The organism is Vibrio sp. S11_S32, assembly GCF_014694465.1.
GTDB classification, from domain to species: domain Bacteria; phylum Pseudomonadota; class Gammaproteobacteria; order Enterobacterales; family Vibrionaceae; genus Vibrio; species Vibrio algicola.
In genome coordinates this window covers 1-3,577 of record NZ_JAAUWS010000094.1, presented here as the reverse complement: position 1 = coordinate 3,577, position 3,577 = coordinate 1, and the positions used below count along the sequence as shown (strand labels likewise).

The window sequence follows — 3,577 nt, the reverse complement described above, 5'->3', positions numbered from 1 at the left end:
TGATCAAAAATGAACAACTAGATAATCCAAATGGATTATCTAGTTGGGAACAGTTTTACGGTCTCGTAGCGTAATTACGCCTGGAGATTAGTGCAATAGCCGCTTATTAAAACTTTGCGACAGAACCGGAACTTAACAGGTTTTTTCTCATGCTCCTTGGAGATGAATTAAACTCTTTTTGAAACCAATGACTGAATGAATCACCAGAGGAAAAACCTAGCTTTATCGACAACTCTTCGTTAGTTAAGCCATCTCTTAAACCAGACAATGCTTCATTGTGTTTTAGTCGGTTAATCCAGCATTTATATGACAATCCAGTTTCTTTTATAAATAATCTGGATAAGGTACGCTCACATGCACCAACTTTCCGAGCCCATTCTCTTAAACTTACTTTTTCCGAAGGATTCTTTATCGCACTTTGGGTTATGCGAACGAGCCTTCTATCTTCCGGGAGAGGGAGTAGGTTATTGCTAGGAACACCCTGTATTAGTTCCTCCAGCAAAAAGCTTAGTAAGTTGTTAGCTTTACTTGATTCGATATTGCTGAAAGCAAACTTGTCGATAATGCCAACAGCTAATTTACTTGCATCAACTAACACGATTTTCTCTGGCCAGAAGACAGCAATCTCAGGAGGAATATACATGGCGATTAGACTGGCAGTGTATTTGCACTCAGCGTGGTGAGAAACATTGGATGGGATCCAAACTAACATTCCTTTTTGAATGAGCCATTGGTTCTGTTCTGCTTGACCAATACAAACACCTTGCCTCATATATATTAACTGTCCATTTTCATGTTTATGAACTGGCTCATTAATCACTTTGTCAATATGACGCTCGACAGTAAAAAGCATTCTGAAATTTTCCCTGTCCAGTTAGTACTATTAAAAGTAGATACTTTCTTTATATCCTAACATATTGATTTGGTAATATTCTTAAAAAGTTTGGTATAATGTATTCCCACTTATTATTTACAGAAACAATTGCATCCCTAACAAGTTCAATTTAAGTTGGCTGTGAAAAAACATGGTAATAAAAATGAGTGAAGTACATATCATCTGAGTCATCACTGCTTTGTGTAAACGCTGTGTCTCTGATAACCAAAGAACATCATCCGGATTTAGAGACGTTAATGCATCATTAGCAGGGTCTCGCCATATTTTTTCAGCTATTGAATCGACGATGAATATGGCAACACTTAGTACGAACCAGAACTGGAACATACGGTGCCAGTCTTGTAAACAAAACATTGTAATACCACTTAACATAACGATCCAGCCCGCAATGTTGTAGTAGCGGTCTGTAAACGCCAACCCTTTTAACAATAGAGTTTTATTTGAAGCTGTTGCGTGTCTTAACTTATAAGACATCCAAGGAGCGACTAACAGTGATCCAGTCGCGCCAACAGCTCCAATTGCATGTACCATTTTGAACAGGTCATAACTCATGTCTAATCCACTTTTCATCGTTGTTTTAGAAAAATTATCATTACTTGGTTGTGTCCAGAATGTTTATAACTGACGCAAAGCAGAACAAACCGGACAACTATAGAAATTTAAAAAGCCTATTTATAAGATTTGGGTAAAGCGAAAGAGAATAACGAACCAATAAATATGACAGCAGCTAATATGTAGAAGCTCACTTCGTATCCACCATGCTGACTAAGCTGAATCGAAGTGAAAAGACTGATCCCAACAGCAGAACCAATATTTCGTAGGAACTGTACGGTAGATGTCCAACTGCTTAGCTGTTCTTTTGGAGCAGAGTTTTGCACGTAAACTAATGTGCAGGTGGAAACAAACCCCATACCTAGGCCTATGAAAGCAAGGCACCCAGCGATAAAAATTACATTTGTCGAATTGATCGCTGGGATCATCCCAATAGTGCCTGCAAATAGCAATAACATTCCAATGAAAGCCGGCAATTTAAACCCAAATTTAGCAAGTTTGCTTCCACAGATTGCGGCACCAAATACCCAACCCAGTGCAGCCGTAGTTATTAGCGCACTTAATGACACGGTTGATTGGCCGAGTTGGGCAAGTGTGATCGGGATTATTGTAACCGCTGAATATAGGGTCGCGCTTGATACTAAAACCATTACAACGGTTGATACCAAAGGTTTATGTTTGAAAAAGGGTGCGGGAATAGGACTAGCCTTTGCATTCTTTAGTACTCGAGCTATCAGTACGATGAAAGCACCTAGAAATAACAAAGTAAGAACATAATTGTTTAACCACTCTATATGGTTTTCACTTACCAGCATCATCACAGAAAAACACATGATGGCAAAGGATATTTGAGCCAGAAAATCGATTCTGGTTTGGCTTTGTTTATTACCTAATTCCAAGGTTTTAACTTGAAGTAGCATAACTAAAGCAATCAAACCGATAGGTACATTTATAAGGAATATCGATTTCCAACCGAACATGGATGAAAGAAGCCCACCAAGGATTGGTCCAAGTATTGCTGATATACCCCACACACCACTTAACATACCTTGCATTTTTGCCCGCTCGTCAACAGAAAATACTGCTGCAAGTAAGGCGTAACACAACACAATAATTGAACCTGCACCTACACCTTGAATAACCCGGGAAAATATTAACATTTGCATAGTAATTGCGTTTGCCGCAAATATAGATGCAACGATAAACACTAAAATGCTGGCAACCAGTGTGGGTTTAATTCCCAATTTGTCTCCAATAGCCCCAATAAAAGGTGCAATAAGCGCAACTGGCAGCAAAAATCCAGACATTATCAAGGGGTACAAAGAAGGTTGACCTAAAGAAGTACTAATCTCAGGTAATACAGTACTTACGATGGTTCCATCAACTGCAGCCATGAAGAGAGAGAGAACGATAGCAAATGTGGCCACCGAGTTTTTATTGGAGTTTAATTGTACTTCCTGATTAGTTTCAGTTTGCATAAATGCCCCGCTTAACCGAATACATGTATTTTTTTTGATTTGGAGAATCCTTTTACGATCTCCGCAGTATTGTCATCGATATGTACATCAATATTCTTGATGTATTCACCAGATTGAATGATCTCTCGAAGAACCTTATCATCTTTCCCCATAGACATGCCTGCACAAGCCAAAATCTCAACGTTTTCCCCCTTTGTTGTATAAACTAGAAGATCAGATGAAGGCGACACATCTGCATTATAAGTTTCGGAATAGATTTTTGATATATAATTTAGTATCTCTGTACTATTTTCTTGCTTTGTTATTATGTTGATTTTGGTAGTTATATTTTTATGAGATTCTGTTGATGATTCTATATAGATATATTTTCTCACTAGCCAATCTCCTTTTTATTGAAAGCCTCCATTTGTCATATTCTTCATTATTCAGACTGAATTTATAATGTTAGAAACGGACAATAACCTGACCAAATATGACATTTTTGATCGATAAAGTATTTGACTGTATCAAAATCCCTTCTGGCGGGTATTCTGGTCAAGCCCAATAGGACACCTGACTTTGTAATTTTTCATAGTCGATTGGCGTTAAATCACCAAGCGTAGTATGCAACCTTTCATGGTTGTAATACCGGATATATTCTTCAACATCTTCT

General features: G+C 38.0%; 5 protein-coding genes. All 5 read right to left on the bottom strand.

The features are described from left to right. Positions 1–106: 106 nt before the first annotated feature. Complete coding sequence (locus HC723_RS16545) at positions 107–853, bottom strand: helix-turn-helix domain-containing protein (RefSeq protein ID WP_190339869.1); 747 nt, start codon at positions 851–853, stop codon at positions 107–109. Positions 854–970: 117 nt separating this feature from the next. Beyond that, the gene (locus HC723_RS16540) at positions 971–1,447 is read right to left on the bottom strand and encodes a hypothetical protein (protein ID WP_190339868.1); all 477 of its coding nucleotides are present in this window, start codon (positions 1,445–1,447) and stop codon (positions 971–973) included. A 116-nt stretch (positions 1,448–1,563) separates the two neighbouring features. After that, the gene (locus HC723_RS16535; protein ID WP_190339867.1) at positions 1,564–2,925 is read right to left on the bottom strand and encodes an MFS transporter; all 1,362 of its coding nucleotides are present in this window, start codon (positions 2,923–2,925) and stop codon (positions 1,564–1,566) included. 11 nt (positions 2,926–2,936) lie between these two features. Then, positions 2,937–3,299 carry a thermostable hemolysin gene (locus HC723_RS17545; protein ID WP_190339866.1) on the bottom strand — a complete coding sequence of 121 codons (363 nt, stop codon included), beginning with the start codon at positions 3,297–3,299 and terminating at the stop codon, positions 2,937–2,939. A gap of 160 nt (positions 3,300–3,459) precedes the next feature. Then, positions 3,460–3,577 (bottom strand): IS3 family transposase (locus tag HC723_RS16525; RefSeq protein WP_190338159.1); only part of this gene is annotated, 118 nt, incomplete at its 5' end.

Bases quoted from the DNA above. Each gene is read 5' to 3' on its own strand.
- HC723_RS16545 (WP_190339869.1), bottom strand. From the start codon at position 853: ATGCTTTTTACTGTCGAGCGTCATATTGACAAAGTGATTAATGAGCCA.
- HC723_RS16540 (WP_190339868.1), bottom strand. From the start codon at position 1,447: ATGAGTTATGACCTGTTCAAAATGGTACATGCAATTGGAGCTGTTGGC.
- HC723_RS16535 (WP_190339867.1), bottom strand. From the start codon at position 2,925: ATGCAAACTGAAACTAATCAGGAAGTACAATTAAACTCCAATAAAAAC.